Genomic DNA, 16,012 nt, shown 5'->3' on the forward strand with positions numbered 1-16,012 from the left:
GTGGGACGGCGGGCGGGGGGTGGTTCGGTGGGCGCGCGAGTGATCCCGCGGACAGTGGTCGGCCGTCGTCGTCGGTGACGACGAGGTGGTCGGCGGGTCCGGTGATGGTGATCAGGCCGCGGTGGTGGAGGCGGTGGTGATAGGGGCAGAGCAGTACCAGGTTGGTCAACTCGGTGGGGCCGCCGTTTTCCCAGTGCACGAGGTGGTGGGCGTGCAGGGCGCGGGTGGCCCCGCAGCCGGGGACCGCGCAGGTGGGGTGGCGGTGCTCGAGGGAGCGGCGTAGCCGGCGGTTGACGGTGCGCGTGGTGCGCCCGGCACCGATGGGTCGCCCGTCGCGTTCGAACCACACCTCGCAGGTGGCATCACAGGTCAGGTATTGGCGCTCGGCGTCGGACAGCAGCGGGCCCAGGTGCAGCGCGGCGGCGCGCCGCTCGACATCGAGGTGCACCACCACCGTGGTGTGCTGGGCGTGCGGGCGGCGGGTGGCTTCGGCGTCCCAACCGGCTTCCACCAGCCGCATCAACGCATCAACCGTGTTGGGCAGCGGCGGCGCCGCATCGCAGGGGGCTTTGCCGTCGCCGCGGTCGCGCTTCCACGCCGCGAACAGCGCCTCGCGATGCGAGGCCAGCGCCGCGTCGAATGTCGCCGCGTCCACATGCGGGAGTTTGATCCGATAGCAGCTGCCCTGCTCGTCGGTGGTCTTGGTCAGCGAGCGCTCGGGTTCGAGCCGGGGTTCGGCTTCGGGGCGCGGTTCGAGTTTGATCGCGGTGCGCAACTGCGTGACCGTGGCCACCTTCGCCAGCTCGACGTAATGCTCATCAGACCCCTCACCCGCGCGGGCGGCGATCACCCCGACCTGATCCAGCGACAACCGCCCCTGCCGCAACGCCGCGGTGCAGCGCGGAAACTCCTGCACCCGGCCCGCCACCGTGGCGATCGTCTGCGCGTTGGCCGGCGAGCAGCCGGTCTTCCAGGCCACCAACGCCGGGATCGACCGCGCCCCGGTGTTACCCCACAATCCGTCGCGATCGATCTCGGCGACGATGTCCACAATGCGCCCATCAATCGCATTGCGTTGACCGCACAACTCCGCCAACTCCTCAAACAGCACCTCAAGACGCGTCGGCTCATTCACCACCCAAGCGCCAACAGCTGCGGTCGAAGACATGACCCCATCATCACAGCCAGGTACGACAAGTTTTCGGCCAAGAAATCCGCGACGAGGCCACGACCGTCGTCATTGGCCAAGCGGCCCAATCTGAATGGCCACCGCACGGCGCGCAACCCAGCCACCTGCGTCCGGGGTCACCGAGGATAAAGCTGCCGCAATCCAGGATTCCGGCCTGAGTCGATGCGGTACGTTCCTGAAGGGGAAATGCGATCAGCGCTGATCGAGGGGAGCAGTGGTGAGCTTTTTGGTGTGGCCGCCTGAGGTCAATTCGGTATTGCTGCTCGATGGACCGGGTCCGGGGCCGATGTTGGAGGCGGCGGCTGCCTGGGAGGGCGTCGGCTCCGAATTGAGTTCGGCGGCCAACGCGTTCAACTCCTTGACCTCGGACCTGGCCGGCCAGGCCTGGCAAGGCCCCGCGTCGGCCTCGATGACAGACGCGGCGGCCCGCTACGTGAGGTGGCTCGGCGGGGCGGCCGCCCAGGCCGAACAGTCGGCGGCCCAGGCCCGCGCGGCGGCCACCGCCTACGAGTCCGCGCTGGCGACGATCGTGGACCCGGCAGTGATCAACGCGAATCGCGGCCAATTGGTGTCGCTGATGATCTCGAACCTGTTCGGTCAGAACGCTCCCGCGATCGCGGCCGCCGAGGCCGACTACGAGCAAATGTGGGCGCAGGACGTCGCCGCGATGGGCGGGTATCACGCCAGCGCGTCGGCGACGGTCGCGCAGCTGGGCTCGTGGGAGCAAGCGCTGCAAAACCTGCCCGGTGAATTCGTCCAAGCTGTCGAAAGCGAATTCCACCACGTGGCCAACACGGTCATCGGCACCATCTTCGGGGCGCCGGCCGCTCCGCCCTTCTCGGCGACGCAGACGGGGACCTACACCGGCGGGCCGTCGCTGGCCACCCGGTTCGAAGAAGCCGCGCTGTACCCCGTCAAGCCCCTCCTGGGTTTCTTCCCGGGACTCGAGGCTCAGCTTACGTCGCCCAGTTCCCCATTCCTGCAGCTGTTTACCGGCAACAATCCGCTGCTTGGGATAGGCCTGTCCAACACCCCGCCGCGGTTGCTGCCGTTGCTGCTCGGAGAAACGGTGCAGCACACCACATATAACGGGATGGACGTCGTGCAGATCACCCCGGCTCACCCGACCGGCAACTACGTGGTGGCCATTCACGGTGGCGCGTTCATCTTCGCGCCCTCGATCTTCCACTGGCTCGACTACACGGTCATGGCGTATCAGACCGGCGCGACCATCGAGGTGCCGATCTACCCGCTGCTGCAGCAGGGTGGCACGGCCGGCACGGTGGTGCCCCAGATGGCCGGCTTCATCAACTCGCAGATTGCCGCACACCCCGGACATGTCAGCGTGACCGGCGACTCCGCCGGCGGCAACCTTGCACTTGCGGCCCTCGAATACACGTTGGGCCAGAATCCGAATGCCGCCATGCCAACCTCGATGGTCCTGCTGTCTCCGTGGCTGGATGTCACGTTCAGCAACCCGAATATCGCGTTCGTCCAAGACCCGCTGCTGCCGGTCGCGCCCGGAATACAGATCGGCCAGGAATGGGCGGGTGGCCTACCCGTGAAAAGCCCCGAGGTGAGTCCGCTGTACGCGTCGCAGACTGTGCTCAGCAAGCTCCCACCGACATACGTCTACTCGGGCAACCTGGATTCGCTGTCGCCCGACGTGCTCGTCCTCCAGCAGGAGGCGGCTACGGCGGGCGCGCCGTTCAACTTCGTGCTGGGCAACGGCGAAATCCACGACTGGATCATCCTGACTCTGGATGGCCCGCAGTACTGGGCGCAGATCGATCACGAACTCGGTATCGCCTAATCGGGTCGACGCTCTGAGCTGGCCCGAAGGAGGTGTCAGTACCATCGGCTCCGTGGCATCCAACGGCCCACCGGACGACTTCCACAATCAGCGGACGCAGTATGCGAACTATGGCGCCGCGGAACCGCCGCCGGACCAGCCGGAACAACCCGAGGCGCTCGATCCGTTCGAGCAGGAACCCGAGCCCACCCCCTGGTACCGCAAGCCCGCCGGAATCATCGCCTGGATTGTCGCCGTCCTCGTCCTGCTCGCGCTGATCGTCTACGGGCTGATGGAGCTGATCCAGGGCGGCCAGGGCACCAGCCCCAGCCCGAGCACCACGAGCAGCACCTCCCCGACGACGACCACCACCACGACGACGATGACGCCGACGACCACCGAATCGTCGGCGCCGCCGGCCACCAGCAGCGCGGTCGAGCCGCCCGCACAGCAGCCGACCCAGCAGCCCACGCGCCAGCCGACCCAGCAACAGCCGACGCATCGGCACCACATGCCCCAGCTGCCGTCGGTGATCACCATTCCCGACGGACCCGTGGTCACGCTGCCGCCGGGCCTTACGCAGTGAAGTCCGCGCTATGAGCGAGGCGCTCGGGCTGTCGATCGGGGCGGCCAACCTGGTGGCGGTCCGTTCGGGCAGCGCTCCGGTGGTCCGCAGCTCGGTCTTGACGCTGTTCGAGCACCGGCCCACCGAAATCGGCCTGCCGGAGGAAAACCCGAACCTCTCCGAGCCGGGTCTGGTGCTGCGCGGGTTCGTCGAGCGGGTCGGGGACCGCGCCCCGCTGGTGGCGGCCGACGGGACGAAGTACCTCGGCGAGGTGCTGACGGTCGAGGCGATCGAGGCCATGGCCCGCACGGTGGGCTACGGCAACCCCGTCACCGTCGCGGTTCCCGCCTACTGGTCGGAGGCGCAAACCACCGCGCTGCGCGACGAATTTTTCGCCCAGCCGGACCTGACCCGCGGCGGTGTGGCGCCGGCCCTGATCTCCGACGCCACGGCCGCGCTCTCCACGCTGCGCGCCCACCCGGGATTCCCGGCCGGCGTCGTCGCGGTGTGCGATTTCGGCGCCAGCGGCACCAGCGTCACGTTGATGAATGCCGGGTCGACCCTTGCCCAGATCGGTTCGTCGGTGCGTTACACCGACTTCTCCGGCGACGGGATCGACCAGCTCATCCTCGATTACGTGCGGTCGGGCGGCTCGGACGCCACCAGCACCGACCTGGCCAGCACCGCCCGAATCGGCGCGCAGGCGCGCCAACTCGCCCAATGCCGCCGCGTCAAGGAGCAGCTGTCCAGCATCACCGCCGCCGGTGACGAGGTCCGGCTTACCCGCGCCGAACTCGAACAGCTCATCTCGCAGCCGCTGGACGGTTTCGTCAGCCGCGTCGAAGACACGTTGCAGCGCAACGGGATTGAGCGATCCAACCTGGCGGCCGTGGCGGCCGTCGGCGGGGGCGCCAGCATCCCGTTGGTCGCCGCGCGTTTGTCGGAGCGGCTGCGGGTGCCGATCCACACCGCGCCGCAACCCGCGCTCGCCGCCGCCGTCGGCGCGGCGGTGCTGGGCCAGCAGCAGGCCGCGGCGGGCGTAGCGACCGCCGCCAGCCCCGTCGTGGAAAACCCGACCGAAATGGTCGAGACCGCCAAGGTCGTCGACGGCGGCCCAGCCCTGGCGTGGTCGGCCGACGCCGACGACACCGCCGAGCCGGTGCCCTACGTCGGCCCCGACATGACCGGCGAATACGGCCGGGAGCCAACGAGATTGGGTGACACCGACAGCGGCCGCCTCGCCGCCGCGACCGGGGCGCTGCCGTGGTACAAGCGCACCGCGCTGGTGTTGAGCGTCGTCGGCGCGGCCGCGGCCGTGCTGCTCGCGGTGGTGTTGGCGCTGACCCTGGGCCACCCGAAAACCACCCCGACCAACAACACCCCGCCGACCGAACAAGCGCCGCCGCAGACGTCGCAGACGGAAACGATCACGGAGCCGAACGGCACCACCACCGTGACGGTGCTTCCGCCCCCGCCGCCACCGCCGTCGTCGTCGTCGACGGAGCCTCCGCCGACGACCACGAGCAGCAGTCCGCCGCCCACGACCACAACGGCGGCGCCGACCACCACGAGCGCCCAGCCGACCACGACGGAGCAGGCAACCACCACCGCGGCGCCGACGACCACGCGACAACGGCCGCTGCCGCTGCCCCTGCCGCAACCGCCGTTCGGGCGTTAGCCGCAGGCCACGGGCGCCGCCGAGCGGCGACTTAGGGCAGCCTATCTCGCACCGAAACCTACCCAGATGTCACTATGAGCAAGCCTCGGTAGGCAAAAACTAGGAATTGGGGAGACCTTCTGTGACCACGCAAACGCTCATCAGACTGATACTCGGACTGGGCATGACCGTGGTGGTGGGCGCTTTCGCTGCGCGCCGCGTCCTGTGGCTGAACAAGCTGATCATGTCGGGCCAGCCGGCCAGCGGGCGCGCCGACCACGTCGGCAACCGCATCTGGACGGAACTCACCGAGGTGTTCGGGCAGCGCAAGCTGCTGAAGTGGTCGCTGCCCGGTCTGGCGCACTTCTTCACCATGTGGGGATTCTTCATCCTGCTGACGGTCTACATCGAGGCCTACGGCGTGCTGTTCCAGCCCAACTTCCACATCCCGATCATCGGCCGCTGGGACGCGCTGGGCGCCCTGCAGGACTTCTTCGCGCTGGCCGTGCTGACCGGCATCGTGACCTTCGCGATCATCCGGCTGCGCACCGAGCCGAAAGAGTACGGCCGCCAGTCCCGCTTCTACGGCTCACACACCGGCGGCGCCTGGCTGATCCTGTTCATGATCTTCAACGTCATCTGGACGTACGCCATCTTCCGCGGGGCCTCGGTGAACGCGCTCGGCGACGAATTCCCGTACGGCCGCGGCGCTTTCTTCAGCCACTTCATGGGCTCACTGCTGCGGCCGTTGGGGCACAACACCAATGAGATCGTCGAGACCGTCGCCCTGATGCTGCACATCGGCGTCATGCTGGCGTTCCTGCTGATCGTGTTGCACTCCAAGCACTTACACATCTTCCTGGCGCCCATCAACGTCATCTTCAAGCGCCTGCCCGACGGGCTCGGCCCGCTGCTGCCCATCGAGTACTCGGTCGATGGCGAGGCTAAGCCGATCGACTTCGAAAACCCGCCGGACGACGCCCAATTCGGCCGCGGCAAGATCGAGGACTTCACCTGGAAGGGCATGCTCGACTTCGCCACCTGTACCGAGTGTGGGCGCTGTCAGTCGCAGTGTCCGGCCTGGAACACCGGAAAGCCGCTGTCGCCCAAGCTCGTCATCATGGACCTGCGCGACCACTGGATGGCCAAGGCGCCATACATCCTGGGGGACAAGGAGACTCCGCTCGAGAACACCCCGGAGGGCGGGGTCGCCGAGAACCTGAGCGGCGAGAAGCACGCCGAGGAGCATCACGTCCCCGAGTCGGGCTTCGGCCGCGTGATGGGCTCGGGTCCGGAGCAGGCGACCCGCCCGCTGGTCGGCACCGCCGAGCAGGGTGGCGTCATCGACCCCGACGTGCTGTGGTCCTGCGTGACGTGCGGCGCCTGCGTCGAGCAGTGCCCGGTGGACATCGAGCACGTCGACCACATCGTCGACATGCGCCGTTACCAGGTGATGATGGAGTCGGAGTTCCCCTCCGAGCTGTCGGTGCTGTTCAAAAACCTTGAGACCAAAGCGAATCCGTGGGGCCAGAACGCATCCGACCGGACCAACTGGATCGACGAGGTCGACTTCGACGTCCCGGTGTATGGCGAGGACGTGGACAGCTTCGACGGCTACGAGTACCTGTTCTGGGTGGGCTGCGCCGGCGCGTACGACGACAAGGCGAAGAAGACCACCAAGGCCGTCGCCGAGCTGCTGGCCGTCGCCGGCGTGAAGTACCTGGTGCTGGGCACGGGCGAAACGTGCAACGGCGACTCCGCGCGCCGGTCGGGCAACGAGTTCCTCTTCCAGCAGCTGGCCGCCCAGGCCGTCGAGACCCTGGACGGGCTGTTCGAGGGCGTGGAGACCGTCGACCGCAAGATCGTCGTCACCTGCCCGCACTGCTTCAACACCCTGGGCAAGGAGTACCGGCAGCTGGGCTCCAACTACACCGTGTTGCACCACACGCAGCTGCTCAACCGGCTGGTGCGGGACAAGAAGCTGGTGCCGGTTACGTCTGTCTCCCAGGAGATCACGTACCACGACCCGTGCTATTTGGGCCGGCACAACAAGGTGTATGAGGCGCCGCGCGAGCTGATCGGCGCCGCGGGCGCCACCCTCACCGAGATGCCGCGGCACGCCGAGCGCAGCTTCTGCTGCGGCGCCGGTGGTGCGCGCATGTGGATGGAAGAGCACATCGGCAAGCGGATCAACCACGAGCGCGTCGACGAGGCGCTGGGGACGGGCGCGGCCACCATCGCGACCGGTTGCCCGTTCTGCCGGGTGATGGTCACCGACGGCGTCAACGACCGGCAGGAGGAAGCCGGCCGCAGCGGCGTCGAGGTGCTCGACGTGGCGCAGGTGCTGCTCGGGTCGATCGAGTACGACAAGGCGACGCTGCCCGAGAAGGGCACGGCCGCGAAGGAGGCCGAGAAGCGGGCGGCCGCAGCACCGAAGGCCGCAGCACCGGCCGCGCCCGCCGAGGCGCCGGCCAAGGCTGAGGAACCCGCGCCGGCCAAGGCCGCCGAGCCGGAGCCAGCCAAGGCCGCGGCACCGGCGCCGGCCAAGGGGCTGGGCATCGCCGGCGGCGCAAAACGGCCCGGCGCCAAGAAGGCCGCGCCCGCCGCGAAGGCCCCTTCTGCGGCCGAGGCCCCGACCGCTCAGCCGGCCGAAGAGGCCAAGGCGCCCGCTGCGCCCGCCGCACCGGCCAAGGGGCTGGGCCTGGCGGCCGGCGCGAAGCGACCCGGCGCCAAGAAGTCGGCGGCCCCGGCGGCGAAGGCCCCTTCTGCGGCCGATGCCCCGGCCGCTCAGCCGGCCGCACCGGCCGCGCCCGCCGAAGAGGCCGAGGCTCCAGCGGCTCCCGCCGCACCGGTGAAGGGGCTCGGCATCGCCGCCGGCGCCAAGCGGCCCGGTGCCAAGAAGGCCGCGCCCGCCGCGAAGCCCGCCGAGGCCCCGGCCCAGCAACCGGAGGCCACGGCCGAGCCCGGACAAAAGCCGGAGCCGTCGGCGCAGCCCGACGGCGACGCGGCAAAGCCCGAAACCCCGGTGAAGGGCCTGGGCATCGCGCGCGGCGCCCGGCCGCCGGGCAAGCGTTGATCGGAGATACCGCCACCTCTCGGCTCTTGTGACCTTTCGGTCACCCATCTCGACCTGGTCGGCCACCACGACAGCGTCGCTCGTGTCGCGCTGCGAGCGCCGCCGCGACGTGCGACACTTCGTCCACGCCGACAACGACGCGGTCAATAGGGGGTTACGAGAGGACGAACTGATGAAGCGGGCGATAATCGGCGTTTCGGCGGCAGCAGCGATAACACTGGCCCCCCTGTTCGTTCCAGCAGCAAAAGCAAGGGCTGACGATCCCTGCGCCGGCGTCACCGATCCCGCCGCCCATCAGACTTGCCTCAACGGATTCATGCCGCACGACCCCAGGCGCCGACACCTTCTGGGCGATTGCGAGGGGGCCAGCCCCCTGGACGGACAGGTGGGCCAAGTCTGTGGCTAGCTTCTAGCGCCCTCCCTCGATAAGAGGCGTGCCACGGCAGGGATTTTGCGCGATTCTGGAGTGGCGACAATACGGGGGCCATTTCGCGGGCGCGAAGGGACGAAGTGGTGAAGAGGGCAATAATGGGCGCGGCGGCAGCCATAGCGCTGGCATACCTGTGCATTCCGCCACCACAAGCACGCGCCGACGATCCTTGTGCCGGCATCAACGATCCCGCTGCCCCCCAGGCTTGCGTCGACGCACCCCCGCCCGATGAGCCGCTGCAGCGATACCAAAACGATTGCCAGGCCAGCCCGTTGCACGGACAGTTGGGGCAAATTTGTCGGGACCTCTGGGTGCCCAAATCTGCACCTCCCGATCGAGCGCGGGCCGGCGAGTGGGCAACTCTGTAATGCGGTTTGCTAGGGGCCGGCTGGGCGTTCGTCTCATCCGCCTGCCGGAGGTCGCCGCATGATCGTGCCGAAGATCGGCGGTCCATAGCCCTTCTCTGTCGGCTTATCCTGCTGGGCCTTACGCGCCCCCGGCGGCATCGGCGGGACGAACATCGGGACCAGTGGAGCGCCGTCGGCTGCGGTTGCCATCAACGGTGCCTCCGACGCCGACAGCTGGATCGGCGAGGTGACCGCCGAAGGCGGGACCACAAGGTTGCTGACGTACATCCCCGTGCCCATCGAAGCGGTGGCTGAAGTCTCGGCGGCGGGCGCATAGGCAGCGGCAGCGTAGATGTTGGGGGACCCTCCCACGGCCTCGGGACCGGTCAGGTTGTACGCAATGGCCAGGTTGCGCGGGGTCGCGGCCAGGACGTCCGGGTACTGACCGGGAAAGAAATCGTGGCCACTCATGATCAAGCCCAGCTCGGCCTGCGGGTTGAAGATGCCGCTGCTGACCAGGCTTTCCAGGTAGGCGTTGACGGTCTGAACGAACGGATTGTCGAGGATACCCTGGGCGGGTGCCGCCGCCGCGGTCACGGCGGCCGTTTGAGCCGCGGGGGCCGCCGGACTGGTCATCGGGGATGGGGCACTAAACATCGGCATCGCCATGGTCTGCAGGCTGGTGGCTTGATAGCCCAGCATCGCGGTCGTGTTGTCCGCCCACATCTGCAGGTACTGGATCTCGGTGGCGGCGATGGCCGGGAAGTTGATGCCGAAGAAGTTCGTCGCGATCAGATCAGCCAGCAGCGTGCGGTTGGCGGCGACCACGCTGGGATGCACGACGGCACTCTTGGTGGCGACGAACGAACTGGCCATGGTGGTAGCCGCCATCGACATCTGAGCGGCCTGGGCTGCGGTGGTGTGTAGCCAAGCGATGTACGGAAGGCTAGACAGAGTCATCGCCGTCGCCGATGGTCCCTGCCAGGGAATGCTCGCCACGGTGGAGGCGTAGTCGGCGGCCGTCTGTCCCAGCTCGGTCACCAGCTGGCGCCAGGCGTCGGCAGCGCTGAGCCACGATCCGGGCCCCGGCCCTGAATGAATCAGTGCTGATGTGATCTCGGGGGGAGCCCAGAAGTCCACGCCTACCCTGCCAAAGCTCCGAGTCGACTCTCGATGCCCCGCATGCGGGCCTTCCTTTCGGTCACGTTCGTGCATGGCGACGTGGCCCGATTCGTCAAAACGAGCGTAACGCTCGTCTACTCGCATCGGGAATAGCGAAAATTGCGCCCGCCGCGCGGGCGTTGATCACAGATTGAGATCCGTCAGCAAATTTCGTTGGACAACGATGGCACCATAGGGACGTGAGTACTCACCAGCTGCCCGCGCACATCACCGGCCATCATCGGCAGCGGTCCTTCGCCCAGTCGTCCAAACTGCAGGACGTCCTGTACGAGATCCGCGGCCCGGTGCACCAGCACGCCGCGCGGCTGGAGGCCGAGGGACACCGCATCCTCAAGCTCAACATCGGCAACCCGGCGCCGTTCGGCTTCGAGGCGCCCGACGTGATCATGCGCGACATGATCCAGGCCCTGCCGTACGCCCAGGGCTACTCCGACTCGCAGGGGATCCTGCCGGCCCGACGCGCGGTGGTCACCCGCTACGAGCTGGTCGAGGGCTTTCCGCGGTTCGACGTCGACGACGTCTACCTGGGCAACGGGGTATCCGAGCTGATCACGATGACGCTGCAGGCCCTGCTCGACAACGGCGATCAGGTCCTGATCCCAGCGCCGGACTACCCGCTGTGGACGGCGTCGACCTCGCTGGCCGGCGGCACGCCGGTGCACTACCTGTGCGACGAGACCCAGAACTGGCAGCCGGACATCGCCGACCTGGAATCCAAGATCACCGAGCGCACCAAGGCGCTGGTCGTGATCAACCCGAACAACCCCACCGGCGCCGTCTACAGCCGCGAGATCCTCACCCAGATGGTCGACCTGGCGCGCAAGCACCAGCTGCTGCTGCTGGCCGACGAGATCTACGACAAGATCCTCTACGACGACGCCAAGCACATCAGCCTCGCCACGCTGGCGCCCGACATGTTGTGCCTGACATTCAACGGCCTGTCGAAGGCCTACCGGGTCGCCGGCTACCGGGCCGGCTGGCTGGCCATCACCGGGCCCAAGGAGCACGCCAGCAGCTTCATCGAGGGGATCAGCCTGCTGGCCAATATGCGGCTGTGCCCCAACGTCCCGGCGCAGCACGCGATCCAGGTGGCCCTCGGCGGCCACCAGAGCATCGAGGACCTGGTGCTTCCCGGCGGGCGGCTGCTCGAGCAGCGCGACGTCGCCTGGACCAAGCTCAACGAGATCCCCGGGGTGTCCTGCGTCAAACCCGAGGGCGCGCTGTACGCGTTTCCCCGGCTGGATCCCGAGGTCTACGACATCGAGGACGACGAGCAACTCGTCCTCGAGCTGCTGCTGTCCGAGAAGATCCTCGTCACCCAGGGCACCGGATTCAACTGGCCGGCGCCGGATCACCTGCGCATCGTGACCCTGCCGTGGTCCCGCGATCTCGCCGCCGCGATCGAGCGGCTGGGCAACTTCCTGGCCAGCTACCGGCAGTAACGGGGTTTCGGCGCCGCCCTCTACCCTCGACCGGGTGGCGCACTCACATTCGCACAGCCTCCGCAGCTCGCCCGGGGCCCCGTCCGGGCTGGATCCGCTGCCCGCCAGGATCGTCGTCGGGCTGCTTGTCGCCATCGGGGTGGCCGTGGTGGCCGGTGCGGTGTTGCTCTGGCCGAGCCGCCAGCACGTCGATATCCCGATGCCATTCCAGAACGCGGCCGGCGGCGCGGTGAGCACACAAAAGGGCCACGTGCTGTCCAGCGCGCTGGGCGACTGCGGCAGCCCGTCGGCGGGCCAGGTGATCACGACGGCGCCGCAACCGGCGGCCCCGGGCGCCGGGCGATGCATCCAAACGCTGATCGCCATCGACTCGGGCCCGAACGCGGGCGCCAAGACGCTGCTGGAGTCCTCCCCCGGTCCCGGCCAGCCCCACTTCGGGGCCGACGATCGCGTCCGGCTGGTCCGGCAGGTCGACGAGCAGGGCACCACCAGCTACGCCTTCTACGACTTCGAACGTGGCTGGCCGCTGGTCGCGCTCGCCGTCGCGTTCGCGGTGGTGATCGTCGCCGTGGCCCGCTGGCGCGGGTTGCTCGCGCTGGTCGGCATCGTCGTCGCGTTCCTGGTGCTGGTGGTGTTCCTGCTGCCGGCGCTGCGCGACGGCGCCCCCGCCGTCCCCGTCGCGCTGGTGGCGTCTGCGGTCATCCTCTACGCGGTGATCTACCTGGCCCACGGGGTGAGCCTGCGGACCAGCGCCGCCCTGCTGGGCACCCTCTCGGCGTTGCTGCTGGCCGCCGGATTATCTTGGGCCGCAGTCGATCTGGCCCATCTCACCGGCCTGTCGGACGACCAGAACGGCCAGGTCTCGGCGTATCTGGGCAACGTGTCGATCAGCGGGCTGCTGCTCGCCGGGTTCATCATCGGCTCGCTCGGTGTGCTCAACGACGTGACCGTGACCCAGGCGTCGACGGTGTTCGAGCTCGCGCACCTCGGCGGCTCCCGGCGGGCCATCTTCCTGGGCGCCATCCGGGTAGGCCGGGATCACATCGCCAGCACGGTCTACACGCTGGTGTTGGCCTACGCGGGCACGTCGCTCCCGTTGCTGCTGCTGTTCAGCGTCTCGAATCGCTCGCTGGGTGACGTGCTGATCAGCGAGAGCGTGGCCATCGAACTCGCCCGCTCCGCGGTCGGCGGCATCGCGCTGGCGCTGTCGGTGCCGTTGACGACGGCGATCGCGGCGGTGCTGGCGAAACCGGGCTCAGAGCCGGCCCCGGTCAGCGCCGCTGTTCCAGCAGCCCCAGCAGGTAGTCGCCATAACCGGACTTGACCAGGGTCTGCGCCCGCTTGGCCAGTTGCTCGTCGCTGATCCAGCCCTGCAGCCAGGCGATTTCCTCGGGCACGCTGACCTTCAGCCCCTGCCGCCGTTCCAGCGTGCGGACGTAGTCGCTGGCGTCCAGCAGCGAGTCGAAGGTGCCCGTGTCCAGCCACGCCGTCCCGCGCGCCATCACCTCGACCGACAGCCGGCCACGGTTGAGGTAGATCTGGTTGACCTCGGTGATCTCGTACTCGCCGCGCGCCGATTTCTTCAGGTTCTTGGCGATCTCGATCACGTCGTTGTCGTAGAAGTAGAGGCCCGGCACCGCGTATTGGGACTTCGGAGTGGCCGGCTTCTCCTCCAGCGACAGCGCCATGCCGTCGTCGCTGAACTCGACAACACCGTAGGCCGACGGGTTGGCCACCCAGTACGCGAAAATCGCTCCGCCGCTTATGTTTTGGAAGCGGCTCAGGCTGGTGCCCAGGCCCGGGCCGTAGAAGATGTTGTCGCCCAACACCAACGCGGCCGAGTCGTTGCCGAGGTGGTTGGCGCCGAGCACGAAAGCCTGTGCCAGGCCCTCGGGTGCGTGCTGCTGGACGTAGCTGAGGTTGATGCCGAATTGCGAGCCGTCACCGAGTAGCCGCTCGAAGCCGGCCGCGTCGTGCGGGGTGGTGATCACCAGGATGTCGCGGATGCCGGCCATCATCAGCGTGGACAGCGGGTAGTACACCATCGGCTTGTCGTAGACCGGCAACAACTGCTTGCTGATGCCGATCGTGATCGGGTGCAGACGGGTGCCCGACCCGCCGGCCAGGATGATCCCACGCATAGGTGCCTCTCTGTTCGGGCCTAATTTACGAGGTCGGAGTCAGTGAGTTCCGTCGCGGCCAGCGCCGCTGCCAGGTCCTCGTGCCGGAACACCGACGTGACGTGGTCGCGGACCACCCGGAATGCCGACGCGGCGTTGGTGACCTCCCCGTCCGGGGTGCTGACCTTCTCTTCGACGACGACGACGCCGTCGTGCACATACATGCGGCCGGGTTCGGCCGTGCCTTCGCGCGAACCGGCCCACCTGCGCAGCGCCTCATGACCCTGCGCGGCGCCCTGAGCGTCGCCGATTTCGATGTCCTCGCTGGACAAGGCCACCAGGGTTTCCAGGTCCGAGGCGTTGAGGGCGTCGTGCCACGCCAGAACGGTGGCGATCTCCGATGTGGTCATGGTCAGCAAGCTACCGTGTCCGCCTGAGTTACAAAGGCGTACGGTCCAGCCAGTTCTGCCACACGGCGTCGTCCCCGAACAGCTCGATGCCGGTGTCGGCCAGCGAGACCCGGCGAACCAGCGCCAGCAAAAGTTCGGTGGCGCCGCCGCGCAGCGCCGCGCTGCCCTTGCCGTGCTCGTGCGACCAGGTGATCGCGCCGCCGTCGACACCGATCGTCCATTCACCGGCGTCGCCCAGCCCCGGGTCGGTGGCGTGCAGGTGCAGGGTGCTGCCGGCCTCCAGCGGCAGGGGCGACCCGTCGCTTCCGGCCTGAATGGCCACGCGCTCAAGCCATTCCGTTATCCCGTCGGCCGCGATTTCGGCGCCCAGGGTGAATTCGCTGCCGGTCGCGATCGCGGCGTCGGCGCGGTGCACCGCCGTCTCGTGCAGCCGGCGCCGGACCCACCAATTCGCCGGGCGCGTCCCGAGGAAGGTCCACACCGGTGTTTCCACGCCCGCCAACTCGACCGCGTCCACCAGCCGCTGCGCGCCGCCGTTCAGCCAGGAGATCGCGTCGTCCGGATCCGGTGGCGGCTTGCCGCCCTCGACGGTGCGGGGATCGAGGTATTCCTGGAGCCGGTCACGCACGATCTGCGCCGCCCACCGATCGCCGCGCCCGACGTGGCGCAACAGCTGGGTGACGGTCCAGCCGGGGCACGTCGGCACCGGCGTGGACTCGTCGACACCGCGGAAAAGCTCGGCGAAGGCCCGGTTTTCGGTGAGGAACTCGGCGGCATAGTCCACGGGCTCAGGCTACTCGCCGGCCCCGACCGGCTTGATCCAATGCGGCAGGCCGTCGATGCGGATAACGTCCGTCCTGTCAGCGACAGATGAAAGGCGGGGGCATGTCGTTTGTGATCGTGGGACCGGAGGCGCTGGGGGCGGCGGCTTCCGATTTGGCTCGAATCGGTGCGGCGGTGAGCACAGCCAACGCGGCCGCGGCGGCGTCGACAACGCGGGTGGTGGCCGCCGGCGCCGACGAGGTGTCGGCGGCGATCGCGTCGCTGTTTTCCGGGCAGGCGCAGGACTTTCACGCGCTGACCACCCGGGCGGCGGCGGTTCACGACCAGTTCGTGCAGGCCTTGGGCGGGGGCGCGGCCTCGTATGCCAGCGCCGAGGCGGCGAACGTCCAGCAGACACTGATGAACGCCATCAACGCGCCCACCGAGGCGCTGTTCGGGCGCCCGCTGGTCGGCAACGGCGCCAACGGGGCCCCGGGAACCGGGCAGAACGGCGGCGACGCCGGAATCCTGATCGGCAACGGCGGGGCGGGCGGCTCGGGTGGGGCCTCCCACCCCAACGGCGGCAACGGCGGGGCCGCCGGGCTGCTCGGCGCGGCCGGCGCGGGCGGCGCCGGCTGGTCGGGTGCTAACGGCGGCAACGGCGGCAACGGCGGGGCCGGCGCGCTGTTCGGCGCCGGCGGCGCCGGCGGTGCCGGCGGGTTCTCGACCGGTTTAGGTGTCGCCGGCGGCAACGGCGGCAACGGCGGGATGGGCGGGATCTTCGGCGCCGGCGGCGCCGGCGGCGCGGGCGGGCTCTCGGCCAGCGGCGTCGGCGGAAACGGCGGCGCCGGCGGGAACGGCGGGGTATTCAGCCTGGCCAGCAACGGCGGGATCGGCGGCCCGACCCAGCCCACCGGCGGTGCCGGCGGGGCCGGCGGCACGGGCGTAACCGGCGGGGGTAACGGCGGGGCCGGTGGGAACGGCGGCCTGCTCGGTGCCGGTGGGGTCGGCGGGGCCGGCGGGACCGGCCTCCAGGGAAG

Annotated in this window: 11 protein-coding genes and 1 pseudogene; 7 read left to right on the forward strand and 5 right to left on the reverse strand. The window is 68.9% G+C overall.

Going from position 1 to position 16,012, the window contains the following annotated elements; translation table 11 throughout:
- On the reverse strand, positions 1 to 1,168 hold a 1,168-nt coding region (locus AWB92_RS22980), incomplete at its 3' end, for an HNH endonuclease signature motif containing protein (RefSeq protein WP_085189787.1).
- 238 nt (positions 1,169 to 1,406) lie between these two features.
- Here AWB92_RS22980 and AWB92_RS22985 point away from each other — a divergent pair.
- The 4 genes from AWB92_RS22985 to AWB92_RS23000 all read left to right on the forward strand — a co-directional run bounded on the left by AWB92_RS22985 (position 1,407) and on the right by AWB92_RS23000 (position 8,279).
- Positions 1,407 to 3,002 carry a PPE family protein gene (locus AWB92_RS22985; protein ID WP_277622321.1) on the forward strand — a complete coding sequence of 532 codons (1,596 nt, stop codon included), beginning with the start codon at positions 1,407 to 1,409 and terminating at the stop codon, positions 3,000 to 3,002.
- 52 nt (positions 3,003 to 3,054) lie between these two features.
- Positions 3,055 to 3,567 (forward strand): hypothetical protein, encoded by a 513-nt coding sequence (locus AWB92_RS22990; protein ID WP_085189771.1) that lies wholly within the window; start codon positions 3,055 to 3,057, stop codon positions 3,565 to 3,567.
- Positions 3,568 to 3,577: 10 nt separating this feature from the next.
- Positions 3,578 to 5,224, forward strand: coding sequence for an Hsp70 family protein (locus AWB92_RS22995; protein ID WP_085189773.1), 1,647 nt, complete (start codon positions 3,578 to 3,580; stop codon positions 5,222 to 5,224).
- Positions 5,225 to 5,345: 121 nt separating this feature from the next.
- A complete protein-coding gene (locus AWB92_RS23000) occupies positions 5,346 to 8,279 on the forward strand; it encodes a (Fe-S)-binding protein (protein WP_085189775.1) in 2,934 nt (977 codons plus the stop codon).
- Between the two features lie 831 nt (positions 8,280 to 9,110).
- On the opposite strand, the gene AWB92_RS23005 is transcribed toward AWB92_RS23000, so the two are convergent.
- Complete coding sequence (locus tag AWB92_RS23005) at positions 9,111 to 10,322, reverse strand: PPE family protein (RefSeq protein ID WP_085189777.1); 1,212 nt, start codon at positions 10,320 to 10,322, stop codon at positions 9,111 to 9,113.
- Positions 10,323 to 10,391: 69 nt separating this feature from the next.
- On the opposite strand from AWB92_RS23005, the pseudogene AWB92_RS23010 reads away from it, so the two are divergent.
- Both AWB92_RS23010 and AWB92_RS23015 read left to right on the forward strand, forming a co-directional pair.
- Positions 10,392 to 11,680: pseudogene (locus AWB92_RS23010) on the forward strand (pyridoxal phosphate-dependent aminotransferase).
- Between the two features lie 34 nt (positions 11,681 to 11,714).
- Positions 11,715 to 13,004, forward strand: coding sequence for a YibE/F family protein (locus AWB92_RS23015; protein ID WP_085189779.1), 1,290 nt, complete (start codon positions 11,715 to 11,717; stop codon positions 13,002 to 13,004).
- Here the strand turns inward: AWB92_RS23015 and rfbA are convergent.
- Genes rfbA through AWB92_RS23030 form a run of 3 tightly spaced genes read right to left on the reverse strand, consistent with a single transcriptional unit; the run spans position 12,952 to position 14,994 of the window.
- Positions 12,952 to 13,821, reverse strand: coding sequence for a glucose-1-phosphate thymidylyltransferase RfbA (gene rfbA / locus AWB92_RS23020; RefSeq protein ID WP_085189781.1), 870 nt, complete (start codon positions 13,819 to 13,821; stop codon positions 12,952 to 12,954). The two genes, AWB92_RS23015 and rfbA, sit on opposite strands and share 53 nt — an antisense overlap.
- A gap of 20 nt (positions 13,822 to 13,841) precedes the next feature.
- Positions 13,842 to 14,210 (reverse strand): nuclear transport factor 2 family protein, encoded by a 369-nt coding sequence (locus AWB92_RS23025; RefSeq protein WP_085189783.1) that lies wholly within the window; start codon positions 14,208 to 14,210, stop codon positions 13,842 to 13,844.
- 28 nt (positions 14,211 to 14,238) lie between these two features.
- Positions 14,239 to 14,994, reverse strand: a complete 756-nt coding sequence (locus AWB92_RS23030) for a maleylpyruvate isomerase family mycothiol-dependent enzyme (RefSeq protein ID WP_085189785.1) — start codon at positions 14,992 to 14,994, stop codon at positions 14,239 to 14,241.
- Positions 14,995 to 15,095: 101 nt separating this feature from the next.
- On the opposite strand from AWB92_RS23030, the gene AWB92_RS23035 reads away from it, so the two are divergent.
- Positions 15,096 to 16,012, forward strand: a 917-nt coding sequence (locus AWB92_RS23035) for a PE family protein (RefSeq protein ID WP_142282255.1), incomplete at its 3' end; no start/stop codon positions are given.

Source organism: Mycobacterium sp. IEC1808, from assembly GCF_002101935.1.
GTDB lineage: Bacteria > Actinomycetota > Actinomycetes > Mycobacteriales > Mycobacteriaceae > Mycobacterium.